Source organism: Lachnospiraceae bacterium (assembly GCA_025758065.1).
In the GTDB taxonomy this organism is placed as follows: domain Bacteria; phylum Bacillota; class Clostridia; order Lachnospirales; family Lachnospiraceae; genus Enterocloster.
Genome location: CP107199.1, coordinates 1,304,025 through 1,327,705 on the forward strand (window position 1 = coordinate 1,304,025; position 23,681 = coordinate 1,327,705).

Here is a 23,681-nt window from a genome sequence, read left to right on the forward strand (position 1 = left end):
AACATACCTTTTGGGTAAAAATGCATCCTTGCGTGTATAGTCGCTATATCTGACATACTGGTCCTATCAGTAAAAATGTACCTTGGGTGCAACTGACAAAAAATCTTTTCGCAAAATCAAGTACAAAAAGATTCTGATACTACCATCGCAGCAACACGTACGCAGGGCGTTGATATGCGCGATAAGTTTAAAAATTATCCCATTGTAGATATGATTCCCGCAATGATCATGGTCATGCCTATGAGCTGGCTGTGGATAAATTAGATTCTGCCGCTGGTGAGCTGAAAGATTATTTCTTAGATTGCAGGTAAGAGCAGCATTTCTCTTTATTCTATCCTGCAATTTTTTTATGAGTCGATATTCTGCCATTAACAATTTTTGATACTGGGTGTTTTTGATTTCTGGGATATGTACATATTGATATTCGCCTTCAGGAACGGGAAACATGTTATTGATATTTATAACGGCATAATTTCCAATTTTAAGAAAATCTAAACAGTTTTTCATTTTGTCATGTTTAGGTTTATAAGATGATAGAGGGGTAAAATAGTTCATATTATTTACGATTAAAATAATACCAATATATTTTCGCTCGTTATGCTGACCGGGCTTTTTGTTGTGAAATAAATGTGGTGCATAGGGGATAAGATAGTCGATATATTTAGAGTTTACTTCATATAGTCTGATTGACAAAATTCACCTCCGTATTAAAATAGGGCGGATAAAACCGCCCTGCCGTTAAGTTCGCACTTAGAGTGGCGAAATACTCTCTTTTAACTGTCTCGCTTGGGGCTGAGATACGCCCGCTGATAACTGTCTCAGTTAAAGGTCGAGATATACCTGCTGTTAAGCCATTAATGGCTTCTTTCAACTATAGTATACGCAAAAAAATCTGATTTATCAACAGATATATTTTAAATTTTTTAATCATAAGACAAATTGAAAATTCAGCCAATTAAAACTGATGAAAACTTGCCTAACTTCTTTAAAGTTGCTATAATTCTTGTAACGAAGGTGTGATAAGCTTTCTCAAAAGATGGGAAGATGCAAGTATATGTACACGGGCATAGATGTACATATAGCAAGTAAGGAGAAGTTGTGCGTACTTTAAAGAAATCCATATGGAGTTATATGTATAAGGTCACATTTGCGCTGGTGAGTGTGATCCTTATTAGCATTATGGCATTGAATATAGCAAATGAGCAGAGCCGGGCGCAGGGGACGGCGGATAAGATCTTTGAGCAGATGGATAAGATGCTGGAGGAGAATCAGAAAGAACTTACCAGGCTGCGTCAGGAATATGCTGCGAAATGTCTTCATAATACAGAGGCCATTGCCTATATTCTGGAGAAGAACACCGGGGTGGGAAATGATCGGTATGAACTGCGTAAGATCGCAGAATTTATGGAAGTAGATGAGATCCACATTATTGATGCAGCAGGAGAGATCGTTTCCGGAACCCATCCCCAGTATTATGGTTATAGCTTTGACTCTGGGAAGCAGATGAATTATTTTAAGCCCATGCTTAAGGACAAATCCCTGAAAATGGTCCAGGATATTGAGCCGAATACAGCAGAGCATAAGCTGATGCAGTATTCAGCTATGTGGAACAGCACCGGGGAATTTATCGTGCAAGTGGGAATTGAACCGGTAAATGTATCCAAAGTAACAGAAAAAAATGAACTGCCTTATATTTTTTCCCAGCTTTGTGTCAACCCGGATACCAGCTACTTTGCGGTAAATGCAGAAACAGAAAAGATCGTAGGTGCTACGGACATAGAATTGGTAGGAATGGATATGAAGGAGGTTGGTTTAAATACTGAAAAGATCCAGAGTACAAAAGGTTTTTCCGGTATGATCAATGGAAAACGTTCCTATATCGTATTTAAAAAGGTAGCAGATAATTATATCGGTGTGGCAGTGACCAGTAAGGCACTTTATGAACGCATACCGTTAAATATGCTGTATCTGGCGGTATGTCTTGTACTCATTGCGCTGGCATTGTTTAAGGCAGTGACCCGGTATCTGGACCGGGAGGTAGTCCAGAAGATCGGGGAAGTAAATGGAAAGCTGCATAAGATAACCATGGGTGACTTAAACGTCAAGATAGATGTCCACAGCAGCAGGGAATTTTTTGAACTGAGCCGTTATATTAATGAAATGCTTCAGAGCCTGTTAGCCAATGACAGGAAAATGAGCTATGTGCTTGGAAAGACGGATATGCACATTGGTGTATATGAGTACAACCGGCAAATGAAGAGAGTCCGTTTTACCGGTGATGTTCTCCAGATCTTAAAGACCGGCACAGAAGCTGCCTGGAAGCTGCCTTCTGACTGGGAAGATTTCAGGAAATATATTGGAACCCTGCAAAAAGAGCCGGTTGCAGGTGAAAATGAGATATTTGCTGTAGGAAATGGTAAATATTTAAAAATTGAAGAGATCCAGGAGGGCGAAGAGATCTTCGGTGTTATTACGGACGTTACAGAGGAGATCCGCAAGCGCAGGGAGATCGAACATCAGAGAGATCATGACCAGCTGACGGGGCTGTTTAACCGGACTGGCAGAGATGCCAGGCTTTCCAAAATACTGGAAGAATGCCAGGAGTCATATTACTGCGCTGCTGTTATGGTAGATGCTGACGGTCTGAAAATGGTCAATGACACTTACGGACATGAAAATGGTGATGAGTACCTTAAAAAGATTGCAGAAATGCTGAAACAGGAAGCTGGTGAAAACTGTATTCTGTGTCGTCAGGGCGGTGATGAATTTACATTGTTCTATTATAAGTATGAGAAAGAAGCTCTTATACAGAAAATAGAAGCTTTAAAGGCACTTCAGAGCGGGCTGAAGGCTCAGCTGCGGGACGGACTTACCGTTGATCTGAGGTTCTCTATGGGAAGCAGCATGGCTTACGGTGCAGTAGATTATGATAAAATGTACCGTGAAGCAGATGAAAAGATGTATGAAGATAAAAGAATGCGGAAAAAGCGTGAATGTAGCTGAAAATCACAGGGTTACTGTTGTTCACTGGATTAATGCTTGTGTTTATGTTTGCCGGAAAAAAGAAAGAACAGTAAAAGAAAAATAATAAGAAAGCGCCTGTATGGGAATTATATAAATTCTCTTGCCGGGTGCTTTTTTCTCTTTCAAGTAATTCTTATGTGGGATATAATATAGTAAGCGTGTACGAAAAAAGTGGCTGCGGAGCAGACATTTGCTTTTTGGGTAATCTCATATAAAGGAGTAACAAAATATGCTGACATCAGACCAGAAAATAAAGATAAATGAGAAGGTTCAGGGATTTAAGGAAGCGGCAGATTTTTACCGCATGGAGTATTCACAGGATCTTATGGGGATGTTCCGGGAGTTTGGGTGTATGCTGCTTGAAGCCTGTGGGATAAATGCAGAAGGGGATCCGGAGATAAAGCAGCTTTTTGGGTACCGGCAGGTGCTAAGAGGTACGGTAAAGCGCCAGCTTACAGTTATAGCAGAAGAGCTGGCCGGTTTGTGGAAAGCTCCGGTTTCCGGTGAGATGTTCCAGACGGCTCTTTCTGGGATGTTTAATTTCTGCCTTTACAGCAAGGGCGGCAAGAACCGGTATCTTCTTCCTGTGGAGATCGCAGAGCCACTTCTTGGCCTTGTAACCTGTCCGGAAGGAATGTTAAGCCCTGGTGAAGGAGAAACGGTCTTAGATACCCAGTGCGGCGCAGGAAGCACTCTGATGACAGCTTGTAAGTATTTAAAAAATCCAAAGCTTATGGGCTATGAGCTGGATGAGGAACTGTGGGCAGCAGGTATTATCATATCCAGGCTTTCAGACCTTAAAATGGAACTTCATTTGCAGGAGGAAATACCAGCCTGTTTATATGAGACCTGCGATCTGGTGATCAGCAATCCGGTATATGGAACGGATACCATCAAAGATGATTCACTGGCAGAGGAACTTCCATCGGAACTGAGGACTGTAAGAGGTCGCTATCACATGGAGCTGATCCGTGGCATGCTGGCCTTAAAATACGATGGAAGGGCCATGCTCATTGTTCCAAACAGCTTTTTATTTGCAACCCGTACAGAGAGTATAAAGGTGCGTAAATGGCTTCTCCAGTCTTATTCACTGGAAGCAGTGATCGCGCTGCCGGAAGATACTTTCCTGTACAGCGGTGTCCGCTCCAGTGTCATGATATTCAGTAAGCCATTTATGTCCAGTGGCTGGGAAGGACATACCCAGAGAGTGCTGTATTACAGTCTGGAAAAACAGGAAGATAAAGAAAAACAGAAGCAGGAATATGAACGTCTGGAAGAGGTCTGGAGCCAGAGAGACAGCTATTATGGAAAATGGGAACGCTGCCGTAGGGAAAAAACAGTGGAAAACCGCAATGGCATAAAGGTTCCTGCAAACTGGCAGTACAACAGCTTCTGGTTTGCAGGCGCTGCTGGGATCGAGGCTGCAAAATGGAACCTGCTGCCGGAAAATTACAGACCGGAGGAACAGATCAATCTGGAAATAGAGGATCCGGCCCTTCTTTTACAGGAAATGTTAAGAGAACAGGAAGAAATCACAAAGGAGTTAAAAGAACTTCTTAAGGAGGTCGGCTGAATTGGAAAAATTGGAGAACTGGAAGCAGAGACCTTTAAGTCAGGTGGTATCCAGGTGGATCAGGGGAACTACTTTAAATCGTTCAAAGACAGATTATTATACAAAAACTCCCCAGCCGGAAAGCCTTCCATGGGCAAGAGTTGGGGACATAAAAGAAGAATATATTTCCCAGACAGAAAATTATCTTACCAAAGAAGGGGCAGACCAGATCCCGTGGCTGGTAGTGCCAAAGGGCGCTGTGCTGCTCTCTGTATCAGGAACGATTGGAAAAGCGGCTATTGCAGGCTGTGACATGACGGTGAACCAGGCAATACAGGCAATGGTTTTCGATGAAGAGCAGATCTTGCCGGAATATGCCTGCTTTTATCTGGAATTTTACCGCCCATGGCTTATAGAACGGGCCAATGCAGTGACGATCCCTAATCTGACCAAGGAGCAGTTATCGGGTATTCCTGTGGTATTTCCCTGCTTAAAAGAACAGAAGGTCATTGTAGATAGATTAAAGCGGGCCAGGCAGCTTGTAAAATGTGGTCAGTCATCTGAGGCTGCATTAAACAGGATCCTTGAAAATGCTCTTTTAAAACAGGCCCAGGCTGCTTTAAAAGAAGGTAAAATAAGCTGGGATGAAGAACTTCTTTCTCCTGAACTCCGGTCTGTATGGACATCCTTACAGAAACGGGTATTGCCGGAAAATACAGATAATGACTTTTTTGTACCGGTACTTTCTCAGGCAGAACAGACAGTTTTTACAAAAACGATCCGGAAAGCAGAAAATATAAGAAAACGGTTACATAAAATGCAGCAGTTAGGTGAACGGTATTTTAAATCCATGCTGTCTCTGGCATTTACATCCGGACTGACAGAGGCGTTCAGAAAACAGGAAGCCCTGACTGATCCGTCCCCATCTTTATTTAAAGAAAGTTATGGGATCGGTACAGTGCAAAGTGTCAGCCAGCCTACAGAAGGCATTACAGACTGGCAGAGCCGTATCCCTCAGGAGCTTCAGTCCCTTTTTACCATGCTTTCTGATTTTCAGATGGAGATCCTGCGGATCTATGCCCAGTCATCGGAAGCGCTGCCGGTACATACAGTGTTTAAGCAGATCCACAAAAAAGGATATTCCGTGCAGGATGCCCTGGCATCTGCAAGATTGTTAGAAGCTCTGGGATTTCTGGAAAAGACGGTTCCACAGAAGCTTTATATGGGAGAAAAAGAAGTGCAGGACAGTGCAGGTCATCCCATTACCATACAGAAATATCAGATTCTGGACACCAGGGAGGTCTGAGATACAACATGAAGATGGAATACTTATATATAGATGGTTATAAAGGACTGAAGCGGCTGAAATTGCAGTTTAAGGAGCAGACGGGGGCTGTACCCGTGGATTTTCTCATTGGCTGCAATGGTTCTGGAAAGTCCAGTGTGTTAGAGGCAGTGGGACTTATTTTTACCCGTATTATGCAAAATGAGCTGCCGGGATTTATTTTTGAGTTAAAATACAGGATGCCGGATGGAACGGGAATTTATGTAAAGCCCCAGAAAAAGGGTTTTTGCGATGCTTCCGGGCGGAGGAGAAAGCTATATGTGGAACTGGAAAAAAATGGGAAAACCCGGCAGCTATATTCTATACCAGATGAGTACCTGCCGGACCGGATCATTTCTTATTGCTCCGGGGCTAATAGTTCTATGGAAGATATCCTGATCCGGTCTCCAAGGGCATCTCTTGCCAGCGATCTGTATGATCTGTCACTGGCTATAAATGATGAAAACGGAGAAAGCCGGGTTTCCGGCAATGAAGGCTATCCGGGAGAAAGCAGCGTGGCCCAGGGCGAGGCGGCAGAGGAGATATTATCCTTTTATGAGCGTCTGGATGTAAATCCAAGGGTGCTGTTTCTGGATGCGGTCACATCAAAATTTATCTTACCGGCATTGTTTGCTGTAATGCCCTTTGATATGCAGGATGACAATATCAGCACAAAGGCGCTGCACTATGCATCCCTTAGGAAAAAACTTCTGAAACGGTTAAATATCCGTCTGATTCCGGCAGCTTTTTCCCTTCGCATTGATGATACAAGGCTGGAAGCGGCTGCAGACAGGCCGCAGATGAGCATTTTACGGCGGCTTTTAAACCAGGATACAAAGGGCGGTTCTTTAAGCAACTGTGTGATCCACAGGACTTCTGCAGACCGGGTGGAAGAAGATGGAAGCCTTGCAGGGGAAACAGCAGCAGTATTTTTGTTTGATTCCTGGGAAGCAGAGGGAGAAAAGGTATTTTATCACCCCATGCTTCAGCGCTACTTTGATGGAAATCCATTTGCCCTTATCTCCACTCTCCTTACAGCATGGAGAGAAGGCGTGATCCGGGAGATCCATTTTTCCTATCGCAACGGGGATGAACGTGGGCTTTATGAAATGGAAGATTTAAGTGACGGGGAATTAATGTGGTTGGCCCGCATTGGCCTGATCCTTATGGCCCAGAACCACTGTGGGGAAAATACATTGTTCCTCTATGATGAACCAGATGTGCATTTTAATGATGAATGGAGCCGGGATTTTGTCCGCTTTGTGTATGCTATGTGCAGCATGGACGGGAAAAGTGGGAATGAGTTCCTGATAGCCACCCATTCAGACCTGATCTTAACAGATGCCATGTGGGAGCAGATCCACCTGTTTGAGAATCCCACAGGTTCTAAGACAGAAGTAAAGGATCTGGAGATCTCTACTTTTGCAGCTGGCCGGGACAGTATTTCCAGACAGGTATTTAAGGCATCTGCCATTGGCAGATTTGCATCGGATTCTGTGAAAGCATACATGGAAGAAAAAGATCCGGATAAGCTGGAAGAGATCATTTCAAAAGTGGGTCCCGGTTATCAGCGTTTCCGTCTGCAGGAACAGCTGTATGCGCTGTTGGAAAAAGGGAATAAGGTATAGGCGCAGGCACTTCTAACAACTAAAAGAGGTGATGAAAGATGTTCTGGAATATAGATGTTAAAGAACAAGAGCAGGATCTAATGGCGGTCAGCCATTTTCTGTTATCTGTTTTCAAATTTGCAGCAGACCAGCCGGGAAATGTGTTCCTGAAAGAAGATTGGCTGGCTTTCGCACCGGAGAATGGAGCCTGGTTTTACAGGCTTTATGAGCGTGACACAGAGAATGGAAAGAATATGCACCGGGCAGTGGACCGGCTGTTCCGCATGGAGCAGGAACAGCGGGAAAGGATCTGGGAAGCCATAAAGCATGATATGGAATTTATGGATAAAGAAGCCTGGGAAAATGGCAGGTTCAGCCTGGAAAGTGACCAGCTTTCTGATGCAGCCCAGAAGATATTAAAGGATTTTTTCGGATATTTTTATGATGTGGTCTTTTGCACTGCCCATTTTCATTTAAAGGAACTTTCCAGTCCCATGTACAGCAGAAGGGAATTGGCTAAAGACTATTTTAAGGGGAAAAACAAGAAGATACGCAGGACCTGCCCGGTATGTTTAAATATGATCTCAAATGGGGAAACAGATGAGGAGGTGGAGCATTATTTTCCAAAATCCAGGTATCCTTGTCTATGCCTGCATCCGTATAACCTGTATTTTTGCTGTTCTGCCTGCAGAAGCCGGTTAAAGGGAAGAAAAAGTCCTTTAAAGGGAAAGCAGAGAAATATTGGAAGTATATTTTTACCTTATCTGGATACAGTAAAAGATCAGGTACAGCTGGAGTTTGAAAATCCGGGAAATAAGGACAGCGAAGTGGTAAGTCTGCTCCCGGTCCTGGAGGCGGATCCGGACACAGGGGAAAAGATAAAGGAATTTGACCGGTTGTTTTCATTGGAAGAACGCTGGAGCGGACAACTGGAAGAATATTATATGAGCTTTTATTCCCGGTATCAGGAAAAGATAAAGGAACGATCTGGAAAAATGAGTCTGGAGCAGTTAGAGGAATGGATGAAAGAGGATATAAAGCGAAATGAGGCTATGCAGTCTGTCCGGCCGGGAAGGTATCTGGAAGGGGAGTATATGAAGTGGGTTATGGAAAAACAGCTTAAGGCCTTTTATGCAGAATTAAAAAGCGGATGTCAGTGTGTGGCTGGTGACGCAGGCAGAGACCGGAATTAAACGGACATGCCTGCTGACGCAGGCATCACCATTCATGAAAGCCGATTGCTCCGCACCTTTGGTGCTCACGCAATCGTCGCCAGCATTCGCAATCCGCGCTATCGCGCTCCTTGCTCATACCGGCTTGCCCGTCCGATACCCGTGAATTCGCTCATGCAAGCATAGCTCATTCGCGGCTGCCGTCCGGGACTTTCATAGTAAATAATAAAAAGAACGCCTGGAGTTCCTGAAGTAATGTATTCTCGGAATCTTCTTGCAAAAGCAAGTGCAGGAAAGACTCCGAGAGTACATAAGTAATCCGGAGGAGGAAATCCTGGGATCAGGAATGTCAGGCGTTCTGTTATGGGGGCGTGTCTGCTGAGATACGTTCTTTTACAGATCTTTTCCAGTAAGCATCTTATAGCTCTGGAGATATTTATCAATTGTCTTCTGAACAACATCTTCTGGCAGTGTCCAGTCATTTCCCGGATGAGAGGTCAGCCAGTCACGGGCAAACTGCTTGTCAAAGGATGGCTGGGAATGACCGGGCTCATAGCCGTCTGCAGGCCAGAAACGGGAGCTGTCCGGGGTAAGCATTTCATCACCAAGGACAATATTTCCATCTTCATCCAGACCGAACTCAAACTTGGTATCAGCAATGATGATACCTTTGCTTAAAGCGTAGTCAGCGCACTTCTTGTAAAGAGCAATGGTGTAGTCACGCAGTTTGGTAGCATATTCTTTTCCCTTTTCCGGGAAGTGTTTCTCCAGGTGGTCAATGCTCTGCTCGTAGGAGATATTTTCATCGTGATCACCGATCTCGGCCTTGGTAGAAGGTGTGAAGATTGGCTCAGGCAGTTTATCAGATTCCTTTAAGCCTTCAGGAAGCTTGATGCCGCATACAGTACCGTTTTCCTTGTAGCTCTTCCAGCCGCTTCCTGTGATATAGCCGCGGACGATGCACTCCAGAGGAAGCATGTTCAGCTTGCGGCACATCATGCTCTTGCCTTCGTACTCAGGAGTCTGGAAAAATTCAGGCATATCTTTTACGTCAGTAGAGATCATATGGTTTGGAAGAATGTCTTTTGTGTAGTCAAACCAGAATTTAGACATCTGGGTCAGAACAGTACCTTTCTTGGTAACAGTATTATGGAGAATCACATCAAAGCAGCTGATGCGGTCGGTAGCGACCATGATCAGGCTATCGCCGTTGTCATAGATTTCACGTACTTTTCCTTCTTTAACTGGCTTCATCTTTCTACCTCACAATGTTTGAATTTTAATTAAATGGGATTTTTTGTTACAGTTCAGCCATGCGCTGGTTTGAATGAGAAAGTGTGTTGCAAGCTTGCTTGCATAAGCACTTTTTCATCCAAATCAGCATATGGTGGAACCACCAGGCTTCTTGTTTTCATGAATATGGAAACAAGAAGATGTAATGGCTGAACTGTAACGATTTTTTGTTATCTACCTATAGAATATACGTAAAATTTTTCAAAAATCAATAGTATAATTAATTTTTGTGAAAAATGACATATGATATATAAGCGACACTAATTAAAAGTCATTATTCAAAAAGGTAAAAAGGAAACAATACGCGTTGCCAGCCCTCTTGCAGGAATAGATGTGACCAGCTCCAGGACAACGCAGACCATACCGGCAGACAAAAGCAGGTGGTTTATCAGTCCCTGGGAAGAGCAGAACTTCAGGGAAAAACTACGTTTCATAGGCCAGATCAGCTGAAGCCGCCTGTAATTTAACATATCCAGTGCCAGATGGGAAGCATAAGCAATGGCGAAATAAGGAGCTGCATCCGGATAGATCACATCCATGCAGGCTGTGAGCATGAACATGGATAAAAAGGAGTGCATAAAAGAGCGGTGGGGCTGTCCCGAACCATAGGTGCAGATGATGATAAATGCCATGGCACCGGTGAGAAGTCTTGCAATACTGCTGTTGCGCATCAGACGTTCATAAATACCTACATGAAATTTACAGTCAGCGAAAATGACTACAGCGGTAATGGCAATGGCTACGGTCATGATCTTGTCGGCCTCTTTATGGGCCTGGGAGGTGCCTGAGTCAATGTCGCTGATCATGCCACCAATAGCAGCAGCCCCTGCACCAGCCACTAAGGTGGACATGGAGGAGGGCTGCATAACTGCTAAAGCAGCGGATATACCAATAAAAAAATGTGTTCTTCCAAGCATGTTAAGATTTGGTCCTTATCTAATGTTTTATTTACAATTTTTCCCAATTATTTACAATTTTGGGGATATCTTCGATTGTATCTTATCCATGCCTGAAAATCAAATGACGTTTCTCTTAAAAATGGTCTTAAGGATTTGGCAACCATTTGAAGGTTTGTGCCGCGCCAGAGGGCGTGGCAGATGTCAGAACGGAAATGACTTGTGTGGCAGTGGGGATTACTGGATGCTCCAGCCTGCTGCTTCCGTCTGCAGTCTTGACATATGGGCGAAAATACCATTTTCTTCCATAAGCGTCTCAGGAGAACCATTTTCTGCCACATGGCCGTTTTTTAATACAATGATCTGGTCTGCGCCTGCTACGGTGCGCATGCGGTGGGCGATGAGCAGCACGGTTTTATTTTTCATCAGCTGGGACAGGGAAGCCTGGATCAGAGTCTCATTTTCTACGTCCAGAGACGCTGTGGCTTCATCTAAAAGCAGGATAGGCGCATTTTTCAAGAAGGCTCTTGCAATGGAAATACGCTGACGCTCTCCACCGGAAAGTTCGCAGCCATTTTCGCCGATAGTGGTGTCATAGCCATTTGGCAGCTTATTTACAAATTCATCGCAGTGGGCCATCATGGCAGCTTCCATAACTTCTGCATCTGTAGCCCCTTTTCGTCCGATACGGATATTTTCCATAATGGTGTTGTTAAATAAAGTTACATCCTGGAACACAATGGAATACAGGGAAAGCAGTGTTTCCGGATCAACCTTTGAAATGTCCATACCACCCAGAGTAATCTTTCCGCTGTTTACATCCCAGAAACGGGATGCCAGCCTGGAAACGGTAGTTTTGCCGCCTCCGGAAGGCCCGATGAGAGCCGTTACCTGGCCCTGTTTTGCAGTAAAGGAAACATCATCCAGGATCTTTTTACTGTCATTGTGATAGGAGAAGGAAACATGGTCAAAGGTAATGTCATAGCCATTATTGGTCAGCTTTTCTGCCCCGGTCTGCATCGGGGACTGTAAGATCTCATTCATCCGCTCTGTCTGTACAGAAAGGGAAATAATGGCCATCAGGTTCTGCAAAGCTACTTGCAGGGGGTCATAAATGCGGGAGACTACAAAGAGATACAGGAAAAAGGTCATAATGTGGATCTGTCCCTGGATCAGCAGTTTTCCGCCGATGAGAGCCGTGGTTGCAATGCCAAGTTTTAAGAACATCTGGGCGCTGGAAACGAAGGCAGAGGCACTAAGTTCTGTAAAAATAGTCCGTTTTTCTGCGTTTGCAAATTTTTCTTTCAAGGATACCAGATATTTGTCCTCGTAGTTGTTGGATTTGATCTGGGGCAGTGTTTCCAGGCATTCCTGGATGCCGTCTGCGCAGGTAAGTCTGGCAGCCATTCCCTTTCTTCCTAAGGCTTTGTGCAGGTTTGCAGAGCTTCCAAGGATGATAAAAGCGACTGGAAGCACCCAAAGGGAAGCAATAGCCATTTTCCAGTTAAAGAAAAACAGCATGAGGGCGGTAATGGTAGTGGCGATCACGGAACCGATCAGCTCCGGGATCCAGTGGGAAGAAGCAGTCTCCAAAGTGGCGCAGTCATTCATAATGGCGTTGGTCAGATCGGTCAGATCACGCTGCCCAAAGAAGGATAACGGCAGCTTGCGGATATGCTCTGCAAGGGAAAGTCTGCGTATGCCGCTTTCTTTGTAGGTGGAAAAGAAGGTGCAGTTATACTGGATGTAAGTGGACAGGCAGATCAGTGCCAGGCATACCAAAATGCCGATCCCGAAGAAAAGGATCTGGCTGCCGGAAATGGGGGCATCTGCCGTGTATACTGTATCAATAAACTGGTAAAGAAGGCCGGCCGGGATCATTAAGACCAGGTCGGAAAAGGTGCAGGCGGCAAAGGCCCGGACCATATCTTTGGCGCCGCTTTCAGAAAGGGCGTATTTATACTGTAATGTTTTTATTATGTTGTTCATTTATTTTCACCTGCTTTCCACGAGGCAGCCGTTTGGTATGTCGTTACTGTCCATGCGTTGCATGTCCAGAAACGGAATTTGCCGTGGCTTCGCATTTGAATACGGCAAATTCCCTCGATCGCTATGTAATCGTACGGCACTTTCGGGTCCAAAAGTGCCTACATTTGTACAGTAATCCTTCCACATGCGATGATAAAGACCATTTGAAGCAGTCAGATCTTTGTGGTTTCCGCTTTCTTCCACCTGGCCGTCTTTGATCACGAAAATGCGGCTGGTGTCTGTAACGGTGGAAAGCCTGTGGGCGATCATAAGAACGGTCTTGCCACGGCTCATATTGGCAAATGCGGCCTGGACTTTGGTTTCATTATCCGGGTCCGCAAAAGCAGTTGCCTCGTCCAAAATCAGGATAGGGGCATTTTTAAGCATCACTCTGGCAATATTTAAACGCTGCTTCTCACCGCCGGAAACATAGACCCCTGCAGCACCTACAACGGTGTCGATGCCGTTTGGAAGCTTTTCAATAATGTCATCGCACTGAGCCTCATGAAGGGCCTGTAAAACCTCTTCCCTGGTGGCGTCCGGATGGGAAAGACGTACATTGTCAAAAACAGGCATTTTTAAAAGGCTGCTGTCCTGGAACACAAAGGAGACCATGTCAGATAAGGTTTCCTTTGGAATATTTCTTACATCTACGCCGCCAATAAGGATACGGCCGCTTTCTACATCCCAGAATCTTGGGATCAGGCTGGCAATGGTGGATTTTCCGCCGCCGCTTGGGCCAACCAGAGCCACATGTTCCCCGCTTTCAATGGTAAAAGAGATGTCATTTAAAGCCGTTTTGTCAGCGCCAGCATAAGAGAAGGAAACATGGTCAAAGGTAATGGAGTAGTCTGACGGTGTTTCTGCTTTTTCAGGTTCTGGCAAAGGCTTGATGTCCATGATCTGCTGAATACGGGAAAGGCAGTCAGTGACCAGCATCTCATTTTCACCAGCGTACATTACTTTATTTAAGGTGGTTGTGATCACAGGAGTGATAATGGTATAGAAGATCAGGTTTAATATGAGCTGGGGCGTGCGGGCGCTGGCTCCTGCTGCAATACCGAAGGCAATGATAATGGCGAAAATAGCGTTGATCGCAGTGGTAAAACGCAGCATAGGCGGGCGCATGCTTTTGGTGTAGGCAATGGTCCATTTGGAGTATTCATCAATGGCCTTGCGGAAGCGTTCAAAGCTGAAAATGGTCTGTCCGAAGGTTTTCACAACAGGAACGCCGCGGATGTATTCAACAGCCTCTGAAGACATGGTTTCCAGTGAATTCTGGTATTCTTTCATAGCGGCTTTCATATCATCGCCCATCATACCGGCCATGAAGATAAAGGCAATGCCAACAGGCACCAGGCATAAAAGCCCCAGCCGCCAGTCAAAAAACAGCAGAAGGACAATGAGTCCTAAGGGAGTAAAAATCATTCCCGCCTTATCCGGCCAGATGTGTGCCAGATAGGTCTCTGTAGAAGCGGAACAGTCATTGACGATCTTGCGCACCTTTCCGCTTCCCCAGTCATTCATAAAGCCTGCAGGAAGCTTTAAAATATGTTCCATGACCTGGCAGCGGATGTTTCGCTGCACTCTGAAAGCGCACAGGTGGGAACACCATAAAGCGGCTACATAGATGAGCATGGACAAGATAGAAAATGCCAGCGCCATCCACCCGTCATGGGCGACCCCTGCTGCATTTTCAAAGTGAGGTGCAGTTTCAAGAACCTGGCTGATAATACGCCAGATATAAAAGAAGGGCACTAAGGCCGTAAGAGAGCTGATGGCAGAAAGCGCGAAGGCAGCGCCAGTGAGATACCGGTAGCTTCCGGCATAATCCATCAGCGATTTCATAGGTGATGAAGATTTCATGGTTATCCTTCCTCTCTAAAAAGTTAGTCTTGAATAACCATATAATATAAAAAAAAGATAAGATTATATATTCTGATTTAATTCAATTATTCCATTTCGGTCACGAAATTGGAGGCGATATTCTGTAGGGGTTACTCCATAACGCTTCTTAAAGCTTTCCCCAAATTTGCTGGCACTGGAAAAACCGGCATCCAGAGCAATATCGGTAATGGAACGGGCGGAATTAGTCAGTTCGATGGTGGCCTGTTCCAGGCGGTACTGCTTTACATACTGGTAAATAGAGGTTCCATACAGTTTTTTAAAGATCTTCTGGAACCGGGTAACAGAAATGTGGTGGGCCCGGGCCAGATCTTCGATGGTGGTGCGGCTGGTGGTATCAGAAATGAGAAGATCTCTTAAATGGCGCACCAGCTGGACCTGCTGCATGGGATAATATTGTTCCGTGCGTTCCTGGGAGCGCACCAGAGGAAGAAGCAGGAAAAGTTCTGCCACTTTTAGCTGGATATAGGCTTTGTCTGCATAAGAGACACATTCAAACAGCTCTCGGAACACATGCTCACACCGGGTTCCGGCTGGTCCCACCCAGTACCAGTAATCCTTTAACAGCTGATCTTTTAAATGGTTTAAGTTAATGGAAAGACAGGGAAAGTTTTTTGCCAGCCATTTCATAGCCAGATCGCAGTCTACGTAGAGACTTAATCCGTCATAAAAGCCCAGAGGAAAGCGGGAAATGGAGTGGGTGCCATGTTCCCCGTCATAAAGGCTTACTGCCACATCACCTGGCTCCACAATGCCCAGGTCATTTTCCGAAAACTGGCTTTCAAACCGGCCATTGGCGCAGAAATTAATGGCAAGAGCATTTGCCTTTTCCCGGATCTCTTCGCAGCTGTCTGTGTGGATGCGGTTTTGGAAAAGAATGACACCGGAGAATACGTTATAGTAGGTGATAGTACCACCAGGCTCTGTGTCCTGGCGATATTCCTGAAAAAAGACCCACGGATTTTTTAAAGGACTCTGGGCGGAAACGGGAATCTGGTCTTGTTGACCGCCGGGAATAAGCTTAATCTCTGCCATAAAATACCTCCGATTTATAATAGTTCCCTAATGTATGATCATTCCTGTGCCGAAACTATAAAACAGGATGCACCATGGTTTTGCCAGAAGAATGATAAGGATAAATTTCTTTACAGACATATTGATCAGACCGGAAAAGTAGCATAAATAGTCATCCGGCGCCAGAGGAAGGAGAATGGAAAGGCCGAAAAGCACATCATAGCTTTTTGCTTTCCTGATCCGCTCTGTCCATACATTATATTTTTTTGATGGAAATATGGCCTGCACCAAGGGGATACCATAATGCTTTGCCAGAAAAAATGCGATAATAGAACCGGCGCAGATCCCCACATAATTATAAATAAATCCGCCCACACTGCCAAAAAGCAAAGCCCCGGCCACGCAGCCAATAAATCCCGGCAGAACCGGAATCACTACCTGAAAGGCCTGTATAAACACAAAAATAAAAGGAGCAAATATCCCAAAGCTGCGTATGTAAGACTGAAATGTGTCAACAGACCGGAAATTGCCCTTAAGACCAGCCTGGAGCATAAACAGACACAAAAGTACGCTGATCACAATGGCACTGTAGGTCAGCCATTTATATAAAACAGATGCTTTCACTGTTAAGACCTCCTTTGTATCACTCACGAACCCCGCGCTTACGCGCTCCACTGCCTGCTTACGCAGGCGGTTCGTTCGTTAATAGCCCAAGAAAAATCAGCGAAGGCGTCACTGGCGCCTTCTCGATATGCCGGGCAACAAATGCCACCTATGATGTCGCTTGTTTTTCTTTTGGACTTATTAAATCACAATATAGAATAAATGTGAAGGAAATTTGAACATAAGCTTAAAAATGGTATAATCCCATATTACAAAATCAAAAATCATTAAAATAACGATATTTTTAATAAAAAAAACATCAAAATGATTATTTTCATTGAAACGTGGAAAAATAATACTATAATAAAAGTAAAGATAGAAGCATGGAGAAAGACAGAAATGGACGAAAAAAGGTTTGCAATAAAAGAAACGGTAAGTGTAGAAGAGGTAAAAATGCTGCGCAAAAAGTTAGGTTTGACCCAGAGAGATTTTGCAGGACTTCTGGGCTGTTCCAAACCGACTGTAGAGCGTATGGAACGTGAAGGAACGGTCACGAAAGGTCCCATGGCACTTCTTATGAAATTATTGGATCGGGATGCAGAATATATACAGACACTTTTAATCCCGCCAAGAGAATTGCCGATCCGTATGTGGTATATGTATAAGGATACACCATGCACTTTGATCGATGTGGATGAAATGCGAAAAATTGTTCGCATCCGCAATTATGTAGATAATGTTCAATTTAGAGCATTTGGGGTCAAAGAAGATCCGACCATTGAAGATTATAATGAATTTTTGGAATCAAGATGCTTTCCCAGAACAAGGGATAAGATGAAACTGGTGCTGCGTGATCTTGGGGTTCCATTTTACGATCCATATTTGATCGTTCAGAAAACAGAGGGAAGAATGGCGGAGGATGATTTCTGGCTTAAGATCGAGAGATAGGAGGAGTGACGATGATTGAGCTGTTTGAACAAAATGAACGAATGCAGGACCGTCAGTCCTCAAAAGGAAACCAGTTGAAATGGGAAAATGCAGGAATTTGGTACAAAGCAGATTATACGGGATACGAAGGGATGGCAGAGTATATGATCTCTCATTTACTGATAAAATCCACTTTAAAACCAGAAGAGTTTGTGCGGTATGATCTGGAAGAAATTAAGTATAAACGTCAGGTCTATCAGGGAGTAAAAAGCCGTACTTTTTTATCGGAAGACTGGCAGATCATAACCTTGGAGAGACTGTTTCAGAAAATGTATGGAAATAGTCTGAACCAAATGCTCTGGCAAATGGATGATGCGCAGCAGCGGCTGCGTTTTCTGGAAGAACAGGTGGAACGGATGACCGGTTTAAGAGGATTTGGCATTTATCTGAATAAATTACTTACAATAGATGCCATTTTTCTTAATGAAGACAGGCATACACACAATATTGCTGTTTTAATGAATGGAGCAGGAATGTTTAAATACTGTCCGATCTTTGATAATGGTGGTGGATTACTGTCGGATACAACATTAGATTACCCATTGGGAGAAGATCCTTTTGATCTTATAAAGGAAGTTCAGGCAAAAACAGTAAGCTCCGATTTTGATGAGCAGTTAGATGCTTCAGAACGTCTATATGGATGTAATTTAAAATTTTTCTTTACGAAGCGAGATGCAGATAAATTGGTAAAACAGGCAACGGGATATTCAAATGAAGTGAAGGAACGTGTACAGACGCTCCTTCACCGGCAGATTGATAAATATGCATATCTAATTCACACCTCATGATAAAATTCACACACCATAGGGTAAATGGTCTTATATTTCCTATATACAGGCTCATAGGCTTTTACCGCATCAGGATTCGGATTCAGCACAGTACATCCCCCTTTTTCTTCTAATACATGGATAAAGGACTGGTAATCCGGGATAATGCCTTCGGCTAAGAAAACGCTGGATGCGATAGCAAGTGCAGGAAGCAGGTCCGGGTCTTTGTAGACGTGGACAGGAAGGCCCATTACATTACTTAAGATCTGGCACCAAGCAAGTTCCCTTGCTCCGCCGCCGATGATGGAAAGTTTTACTGCAGGATGATTAAAAAGCTCTAAGCCGTGGCGGATGGAAAAGGCCACTCCTTCTAATACGCTTCCGGCCATGTCTGCGGCAGAGGTATCCTGACTTAAGCCAAGGAAGGAGGCGCGGATGTGGCTGTCCATAATAGGGAAGCGCTCACCGGTAAGATATGGCAGAAAGAAAACGCCGTGGCTGCCGGGAACATGACCCTTTAAAAGGTGGGAAATATAGGCAAAATCCGGTTTGTGATCCAGTTCGCGGGATAAGATCCGGGCAATAAAGCGGTGTACATTTCCACCGTTTAAAAATGGTACTACATTGATATACAGATCTTTCTGCATAGCAGCCAGATTAAAACCTCCCCCTTCACTGTCCATGCGGCTCTTTGAAACCGCTGCTACCCAGCTGGAAGTGCCCAGGTTTACGTTATATTCCCCAGGGGATAAAATACCGCTGGCAAGTGTAGTAGCCCCTGCATCTCCTGTGCCTGCGTAAACTTTTGTGCCAGGCAGATAGCCGGTATCAGCAGCCCCGGTTTCCGTTATTACGCCTGCAAGCTCGTGGGAATGGAGCAGCTTTGGAAATTTATTGATATCCAGTCCGGCACCGTTTATAAGGCATTGGGACCATGTTTTATATTCCAGGTCCATAGCTCCTGCAGTAGCGCAGGCCGTCATGTCGCCGATGAAATTTCCCGTCAGTTTTGCCACTACGTAGTCTTTGGAACTGATGAGAAATGCAGTTGTCTGGGTGTAGATCTCCGGCTCATTTTCCTTTAACCACAGGATTTTTGCAAGAGGCATGGAACCGTCAAAATGATTTCCCGTTACAGCGGTAATGGTATCGCTTCCAACTGCATTTTCAATGGTTTCTGCCTGTGCGCCAGCCCGCCCGTCAGAGTAGAGAATGGCATTTCCCAAAGCTCTCCGGTCACTTCCAACTGGTATCACATTCTGCATCTGGCCGGAAAAAATAAGGGCGGAAATTTCTTGTGCCGGTATTTTCCCTGTAAGAGCATGGGATAAGGTGCAGAAAGCACTGTACCATTCTTCCGGATCCTGTTCCTTAAAACCATTCTTTTCTATTGTATGGATCACCTGGCTTCCTGTAAAAACCAGTTCTCCATCATCATGTACAGCTACCGCCTTTACTGCGGTAGTCCCGATATCAAAGGTTGCAACCAACATAGTTTCTTACCTCCTAAGGTCATTCAGCCTGCAATATTTCAGCACATTTTCCAGCCCGGTCAGTCCATGGCGGAATGGTTATGATCTTACGGTCAATTTTTTCCTGCACCGATCTTCTGGATCACAACAGCAAGTATGATAATTCCGCCGGTAATGATGTTCTGCATAAAGCTTGGCATCTGCAAAATGGTCAGGCCGTTGGCAAGAACTGCCAGAACAGCCGCGCCGATCAATGTTCCCACTACACAAGGCACACCGCTTTTAGATACAGTACAGCCGATAAATACGGCTGCATAAGACTGGAGAAAATAGCCTTGTCCGGCTGTGGTGTTGGCAGAACCAACCCTGGAAGCTACTAAAGCTCCTGCAGGACCTGCAATAGCCCCGCATAAGGAAAATGCCAGTACCCGGTAACGGAAAATAGGGATTCCTGCTACTTCTGCGGCTTCCCTGCTGCCGCCGATGGCATACAGCTTCCGGCCCGGAGCAGTATGTCCCATGAAAACATAAAAAGCCATGTATAAAATAACGGCTATCAAAGTAATAAATGGAATACCTGCGATCTTTAAAATGCCGGGAATGGTAAATGCCTTTGGAATACCATTAAATACCGTAGTGCCGCCGGTCAGCCCGTAGATCACGCCATCCAGAACAGTTCCCATACCGAGAGTAGTGATAAAAGATAAAATCTGGAAACGGGCAACAACAATACCATTTATACAGCCAACCAAAAGACAGATCAGGGCGGCAGTTAAAAAACAGAGTACCACAGGAACCTGACGGATGGATAGCAGAGCAGCGATCACACCTCCCAGACTTACAATATTTCCAACGGATAAGTCAAATTCATTGATGGTCATAACAAAAGTAGCTCCAAGAGCCACCATAGCCAGCGGTGCCGCCTGTCTGCTGATGTTAAGAAAGTTTTTGACGGTGCAGAAAGAAGCCGGGCGGAGAATAGAAAAAATAAGGATAATGACCGCCAGTGCAGCTACGGTCCCATAATGTTTAAATGCTTTCATCTTCATGTACTTCCTCTCTTTCTGCTTCATAACAGCAGGACAGTATGTCTGCCGGCTTTAAATTCTTATTTGGAAAGATCTTCCGTATTTTCCCGGATGCCATAACTGCGATCTCATCAGCCACTTCCAAAAGCTCTGTAAGGTCCGATGAAACGTAGAGAACGGCTTTATTTTCTGATGCCTGGGTGCGCAGCAGGCTGTGAATCTGCTGTCTGGTGGCAACATCTACGGCCTGCGTAGGTTCATCGCACAGCCAGATGGAGGGGGATGTAAGCAACGCTTTTGCAAACACCACTTTCTGCTGGTTGCCGCCGGATAATTCACAGGCTGGCTGGGAAGTGCCGGTGCAGCGGATCTTTAAGGCATTTATCATGCCATTTGCTGCAGAAACAGCAGCGCCCATTGAAAAAATCCCCTTTTTGGAATAATGGTCAATAGAAGAAAGGTTCATGTTTTCTTCCACTGTAAAGGACGGGATCATGGCTTTGCGCCGTCTGTCTTCGCAGATAAAGGCGATTCCCTTTTTAATAGAATCCACAGGAGATGGCTTTTTCACCATTTTCCCGCTGATCTCAATGGTCCCGCCGGATATGCGCCGGATGCCGTAGATGCATTCTAAAAATTCCGTCCGCCCGCTGCCGCAGAGACCGAACATTCCGGTGATGCGTCCAGTATGGACAGTGATACTGGCATCCTTTACAATGTGGTCAGCAGAGGAAAGGTGGGAGATGGTAAGCGCAGGTGTGCCGGAGTGGATATTTGCCGTAGCCGATGCCAGGATATTTACAGCAGAACCATTTTCCTTCTCATTCCCACTCATCAGCCGTACCAGCTCCTTCTGGCTGGTAGAACCTGTATCACAGGTGCTTACCAGTTCCCCGTTTCGAAGCACTGTCACCCGGTCTGTCAGTGCCATGATCTCTTCCAGTCTGTGGGTCACATAAAGGACTGCAGTCCCATTTGCCTTCAGGTTCTTTATAATAGAAAACAATAAATTCGCTTCCTTATCAGAAAGAGAAGCAGTAGGCTCATCTAAGATCATTAACTTACAGTCGCTCATCATGGCCCGCAGAATCTCTACGCATTTTTTCTGGGCCGGAGTCATCTGGGAAATAGATTTTTTCAGGTCTAAACAGATCCCCAGTTCAGTGGCCTTTTCTAACGCCGCCTTTTCCATTTCCTTCCACTGGATCAGACCGTTTTTCCGGGGATAAGGCCGTCCAAGCCAGATGTTTTCCAGGGCGGAAAATGCAGGTATCAGTACATGATCCTGGAAAATGATATTGATTCCCAGCTCACGGCTTTGTACCGGGCCGAATTCAGCAGGAAAAGGAACACCGTTCCAGGTCAGCTCCCCGCTGCTTTTTGTATATACGCCGCCTAAGATTTTAATAAACGTAGATTTTCCGGCGCCGTTTTCACCTACCAGGCCGTGGATCTCCCCTTCCTTTAAAGAGAGATCCAGACTCTTAAGGGCATATACACCATTAAATGATTTGTCTAGTTTCCTTGCTTCTAACAGCATTTTTGCCACCTGCCATTTTCCATGATCTGATCATAACCTGTATCAGCCAAAACTCCCGGACTCATCTGGGCCGCCTGGGAAATTCATACTGTTACTGTGCGTTTTCCTGGGTAATAAGCTCTGCAGGAGCGTACATTTCGCCTTTTTCAATGGTTTCTCCTGCATAATATTTTTTCATCTGCTGGCAGACGATTTCTGCCATACCTTCAAAATTCTGCTTTACAGTTGCCTTTAAGCAGGAGCCATCTTTGATCATCTGTACTGCCTGTTCATTTCCGTCAACACCGGTAACGATCACTTCGTCACGTCCTGCTTCAGCTAATGCTTTTGCAGCGCCGATAGCCGGTTCATCCCATGCTGCGAAAATGGCAGTTACAGAATCCTTATCAGGATTTGCAGTCAGCAGGTTAGCGGTGATCTCTTCTGCATCATTAATGGGCTGTTCAGCCGGTACATGCTGTTCTGTGATTAGTTTAATATCCGGATATTCTTTGATAATGTCATCAAAAGCTTCACAACGTTTCACAACACCTGGATGAGGTCTGTGGGTGAGAGCGATCACAGTGCCTTTTTTGCCCATCAGGTCATCAAAGAGGTAGCGGACGATAAGTTCGCCCATCTGGTAGTTGTCGCTGGTAGCATTGACCTGCATTCCTTCAATAAAACCGCTGTCGCAGCCAAATACCGGGATATCTGCGTCGAAGGCTTCTGTCAGCTGGTTAGCAACCTGGTTGGGATCAGCGCTTACTAAAACAATACCGTCAGTGCCGGAAGAAACCACATCTTCAATACGGCTTGCAAGTTCTGCAAAATCATTGGCAGTGTCGATAACGAACACTTCTGCGCCTTCAGCCTCTAAATTATCTTTGATAAAACCAGTCATCTGGTTGGTGGTGACAGAAGTAAGATAAGGTGTCATAACAGAGATCTTTTTACCTGCAAGAGCAGAGCCGTCAGCAGCTTTTGCAGCGACTTCGCTGGAAACGTCACCTTCAGAAGTTTTTTCAGCATCAGCAGCGGATTCTGTCTGTGTGGTGGTCTCAGCCTTGGCGATAGTAGTTTCATCTGCTTCAGTAGAGCAGCCTGTAAGCAGGATGCCGGTCAGTGCTGCAGCTGCAGCCAGAGTTAAGAAATTACGCATTTTTTTCATAGTGTTCGCCTCCTGAAATAAAGATGTTCTCGTAAAATCAAGTACAAAAAGATTCCGAGAGTATATAAAGTTTTTGTTTGCCGGAATACATCTGGAAAATCATTTTGGAAATAAAAAATCCCGGACATGACTTTTACATCATGCCCGGGACGAATTGTTCGTGGTGCCACCCGAATTCACAGATATGGTTAACATTTGTAGTCCACTCATTTTTTTCAAAAATGGTTACTTACTCATGTTTTTTAACCCTGATGTTAACAAAAAAAGCAGCTACTCCATAACCGGAATATCTGCCACCAATCTGTCTCATTTTCAGAGT

General features: G+C 44.9%; 18 protein-coding genes and 1 other annotated feature (1 of these 19 only partly in view). Of the genes, 7 read left to right on the forward strand and 11 right to left on the reverse strand.

The genetic code is table 11. The features are described from left to right. Window positions 1–66: 66 nt before the first annotated feature. Window positions 67–693 carry a type III toxin-antitoxin system ToxN/AbiQ family toxin gene (locus OGM16_06085; protein ID UYJ47811.1) on the reverse strand — a complete coding sequence of 209 codons (627 nt, stop codon included), beginning with the start codon at window positions 691–693 and terminating at the stop codon, window positions 67–69. 405 nt (window positions 694–1,098) lie between these two features. Between OGM16_06085 and OGM16_06090 the strand changes: the two genes are divergently transcribed. The 5 genes from OGM16_06090 to OGM16_06110 all read left to right on the forward strand — a co-directional run bounded on the left by OGM16_06090 (window position 1,099) and on the right by OGM16_06110 (window position 8,700). After that, on the forward strand, window positions 1,099–3,003 hold the full coding sequence (locus OGM16_06090; GenBank protein ID UYJ47812.1) for a diguanylate cyclase: 1,905 nt from the start codon (window positions 1,099–1,101) through the stop codon (window positions 3,001–3,003). Window positions 3,004–3,253: 250 nt separating this feature from the next. Beyond that, window positions 3,254–4,597 carry an N-6 DNA methylase gene (locus OGM16_06095; GenBank protein UYJ47813.1) on the forward strand — a complete coding sequence of 448 codons (1,344 nt, stop codon included), beginning with the start codon at window positions 3,254–3,256 and terminating at the stop codon, window positions 4,595–4,597. A 1-nt stretch (window position 4,598) separates the two neighbouring features. Continuing rightward, the gene (locus OGM16_06100) at window positions 4,599–5,882 is read left to right on the forward strand and encodes a restriction endonuclease subunit S (protein UYJ47814.1); all 1,284 of its coding nucleotides are present in this window, start codon (window positions 4,599–4,601) and stop codon (window positions 5,880–5,882) included. An 8-nt stretch (window positions 5,883–5,890) separates the two neighbouring features. After that, on the forward strand, window positions 5,891–7,528 hold the full coding sequence (locus tag OGM16_06105) for a DUF2813 domain-containing protein (protein ID UYJ47815.1): 1,638 nt from the start codon (window positions 5,891–5,893) through the stop codon (window positions 7,526–7,528). A gap of 38 nt (window positions 7,529–7,566) precedes the next feature. Continuing rightward, a complete protein-coding gene (locus OGM16_06110) occupies window positions 7,567–8,700 on the forward strand; it encodes a hypothetical protein (GenBank protein UYJ47816.1) in 1,134 nt (377 codons plus the stop codon). A 372-nt stretch (window positions 8,701–9,072) separates the two neighbouring features. Here the strand turns inward: OGM16_06110 and OGM16_06115 are convergent, their stop codons facing one another. The 6 genes from OGM16_06115 to OGM16_06140 form a co-directional block, all read right to left on the reverse strand. Then, complete coding sequence (locus OGM16_06115) at window positions 9,073–9,933, reverse strand: phosphoribosylaminoimidazolesuccinocarboxamide synthase (protein UYJ47817.1); 861 nt, start codon at window positions 9,931–9,933, stop codon at window positions 9,073–9,075. Between the two features lie 317 nt (window positions 9,934–10,250). Next, window positions 10,251–10,889 carry a metal-dependent hydrolase gene (locus OGM16_06120; GenBank protein UYJ47818.1) on the reverse strand — a complete coding sequence of 213 codons (639 nt, stop codon included), beginning with the start codon at window positions 10,887–10,889 and terminating at the stop codon, window positions 10,251–10,253. Between the two features lie 216 nt (window positions 10,890–11,105). After that, window positions 11,106–12,848, reverse strand: a complete 1,743-nt coding sequence (locus tag OGM16_06125; GenBank protein ID UYJ48403.1) for an ABC transporter ATP-binding protein/permease — start codon at window positions 12,846–12,848, stop codon at window positions 11,106–11,108. Between the two features lie 15 nt (window positions 12,849–12,863). Next, entirely contained in the window at window positions 12,864–14,762 is a 1,899-nt protein-coding gene (locus tag OGM16_06130; GenBank protein UYJ47819.1) for an ABC transporter ATP-binding protein/permease, read from the reverse strand. 63 nt (window positions 14,763–14,825) lie between these two features. Then, complete coding sequence (locus tag OGM16_06135) at window positions 14,826–15,836, reverse strand: AraC family transcriptional regulator (protein ID UYJ47820.1); 1,011 nt, start codon at window positions 15,834–15,836, stop codon at window positions 14,826–14,828. Between the two features lie 27 nt (window positions 15,837–15,863). Next, window positions 15,864–16,439: a VTT domain-containing protein gene (locus tag OGM16_06140; GenBank protein ID UYJ47821.1), complete on the reverse strand. Its 576-nt coding sequence runs from the start codon at window positions 16,437–16,439 to the stop codon at window positions 15,864–15,866. A gap of 378 nt (window positions 16,440–16,817) precedes the next feature. Here OGM16_06140 and OGM16_06145 point away from each other — a divergent pair, with 378 nt between their 5' ends. After that, on the forward strand, window positions 16,818–17,366 hold the full coding sequence (locus OGM16_06145) for a helix-turn-helix domain-containing protein (protein UYJ47822.1): 549 nt from the start codon (window positions 16,818–16,820) through the stop codon (window positions 17,364–17,366). An 11-nt stretch (window positions 17,367–17,377) separates the two neighbouring features. After that, entirely contained in the window at window positions 17,378–18,193 is an 816-nt protein-coding gene (locus OGM16_06150; protein UYJ47823.1) for a hypothetical protein, read from the forward strand. On the opposite strand, the gene OGM16_06155 is transcribed toward OGM16_06150, so the two are convergent. The 4 genes from OGM16_06155 to OGM16_06170 form a co-directional block, all read right to left on the reverse strand. Next, the gene (locus OGM16_06155; GenBank protein UYJ47824.1) at window positions 18,181–19,665 is read right to left on the reverse strand and encodes an FGGY family carbohydrate kinase; all 1,485 of its coding nucleotides are present in this window, start codon (window positions 19,663–19,665) and stop codon (window positions 18,181–18,183) included. The genes OGM16_06150 and OGM16_06155 overlap by 13 nt on opposite strands. A gap of 92 nt (window positions 19,666–19,757) precedes the next feature. Continuing rightward, window positions 19,758–20,687, reverse strand: coding sequence for an ABC transporter permease (locus OGM16_06160; GenBank protein UYJ47825.1), 930 nt, complete (start codon window positions 20,685–20,687; stop codon window positions 19,758–19,760). Beyond that, complete coding sequence (locus tag OGM16_06165) at window positions 20,674–22,212, reverse strand: sugar ABC transporter ATP-binding protein (protein ID UYJ47826.1); 1,539 nt, start codon at window positions 22,210–22,212, stop codon at window positions 20,674–20,676. Before OGM16_06165 ends, OGM16_06160 begins: the two co-directional genes overlap by 14 nt. A 91-nt stretch (window positions 22,213–22,303) precedes the next feature. Then, window positions 22,304–23,362 carry a sugar ABC transporter substrate-binding protein gene (locus OGM16_06170; protein ID UYJ47827.1) on the reverse strand — a complete coding sequence of 353 codons (1,059 nt, stop codon included), beginning with the start codon at window positions 23,360–23,362 and terminating at the stop codon, window positions 22,304–22,306. 142 nt (window positions 23,363–23,504) lie between these two features. Continuing rightward, window positions 23,505–23,681, reverse strand: a binding site (T-box leader); it runs 193 nt beyond the window's last position.

Coding starts and splice junctions, on each gene's coding strand:
- OGM16_06095 (UYJ47813.1), top strand. CDS start 3,254: ATGCTGACATCAGACCAGAAAATAAAGATAAATGAGAAGGTTCAGGGA.
- OGM16_06105 (UYJ47815.1), top strand. CDS start 5,891: ATGAAGATGGAATACTTATATATAGATGGTTATAAAGGACTGAAGCGG.
- OGM16_06110 (UYJ47816.1), top strand. CDS start 7,567: ATGTTCTGGAATATAGATGTTAAAGAACAAGAGCAGGATCTAATGGCG.
- OGM16_06115 (UYJ47817.1), bottom strand. CDS start 9,933: ATGAAGCCAGTTAAAGAAGGAAAAGTACGTGAAATCTATGACAACGGC.
- OGM16_06120 (UYJ47818.1), bottom strand. CDS start 10,889: ATGCTTGGAAGAACACATTTTTTTATTGGTATATCCGCTGCTTTAGCA.
- OGM16_06130 (UYJ47819.1), bottom strand. CDS start 14,762: ATGAAATCTTCATCACCTATGAAATCGCTGATGGATTATGCCGGAAGC.
- OGM16_06135 (UYJ47820.1), bottom strand. CDS start 15,836: ATGGCAGAGATTAAGCTTATTCCCGGCGGTCAACAAGACCAGATTCCC.
- OGM16_06145 (UYJ47822.1), top strand. CDS start 16,818: ATGGACGAAAAAAGGTTTGCAATAAAAGAAACGGTAAGTGTAGAAGAG.
- OGM16_06150 (UYJ47823.1), top strand. CDS start 17,378: ATGATTGAGCTGTTTGAACAAAATGAACGAATGCAGGACCGTCAGTCC.
- OGM16_06155 (UYJ47824.1), bottom strand. CDS start 19,665: ATGTTGGTTGCAACCTTTGATATCGGGACTACCGCAGTAAAGGCGGTA.
- OGM16_06160 (UYJ47825.1), bottom strand. CDS start 20,687: ATGAAAGCATTTAAACATTATGGGACCGTAGCTGCACTGGCGGTCATT.
- OGM16_06165 (UYJ47826.1), bottom strand. CDS start 22,212: ATGCTGTTAGAAGCAAGGAAACTAGACAAATCATTTAATGGTGTATAT.
- OGM16_06170 (UYJ47827.1), bottom strand. CDS start 23,362: ATGAAAAAAATGCGTAATTTCTTAACTCTGGCTGCAGCTGCAGCACTG.